The sequence below is a fragment of the Neisseria sp. P0009.S007 genome (genome assembly GCF_051962515.1).
Window position 1 is genome coordinate 1 of record NZ_JBQCVF010000640.1, and the last position, 916, is coordinate 916.

General features: G+C 49.3%; 1 protein-coding gene. It reads left to right on the forward strand.

The features are described 5' to 3' along the window. Position 1: 1 nt before the first annotated feature. Positions 2-916 (forward strand): cupin domain-containing protein (locus tag ACTHS3_RS15370; RefSeq protein ID WP_440368418.1); only part of this gene is annotated, 915 nt, incomplete at its 3' end.

The following is a 916-nucleotide window of genomic DNA, read 5'->3' on the forward strand; positions in this document are numbered from 1 at the left end:
TATGGATATTTTGGATAGGCTGGTCGAATTGGCGCAGGTAAAAGGCAGCGTGGATGTTCAATGTCTTTTTCGGGGGGAGTGGTATGTGCGGCATGAGCCAAAGCGTGCGCATGGTTTGGTGCATATCGTCACTGCCGGTTCGGGTTATATCCGAATTGATGGGGAGCAAGAAGCCAAGCTGCTGAGTGCGGGGGATATCATCTTTTTCCCACGCAGCGTAGGGCATACTTTGAGCAGCGACAGCAGTTGTGAAAATCTCGGTGTTGGCGTGCTGACGACTGAAAAAGGCGCATTTAAAGTCAAGCAAAGTCATGCAGGAGGCGATGCGGCTTTGCATCTTTTCTGCGCACGGTTTGAATATGAAGCGCAGGCAGATATTATGGCAGGGCTGCCTGACACGGTTTTGCTGAATATCAACCATCCTTCTTTGCAGTATTTGGTGGCATTGTTACAGTATGAGAGCGGTCAAGCCTTGTCCGGTTCGGTAGCGGTTGTGAACGCATTGGCTTCGGTGTTGCTGGTATTTCTACTTCGAGCCAGCTTGGAAAAAAATGGGGAAGCGCAATTAAGCGGTTTGCTGAATGGTTGGCAGGACAAACGCCTGCGGAATCTGCTTCAGGCAGTAGTGGATAAGCCGGAAGAAGAATGGAATATCGAGAAAATGACCGCGATTGCTAACTTGTCTCGCGCCCAGTTAATGCGAGTATTCAAGCAGCAGACGGGAACAAGCCCGCATGCCTTTGTAAACAGTATCCGCTTACAGCAGGGGGCATTATTGTTGAAACAGACGGCGGATTCGGTTTTATCGGTTGCGCTTTCGGTCGGTTTTCAATCAGAAACGCATTTTGGCAAGGCATTTAAAAAGCAATATGGGATATCGCCGGGGCAATATCGTAAAAGTGATCGCGCTGATGAA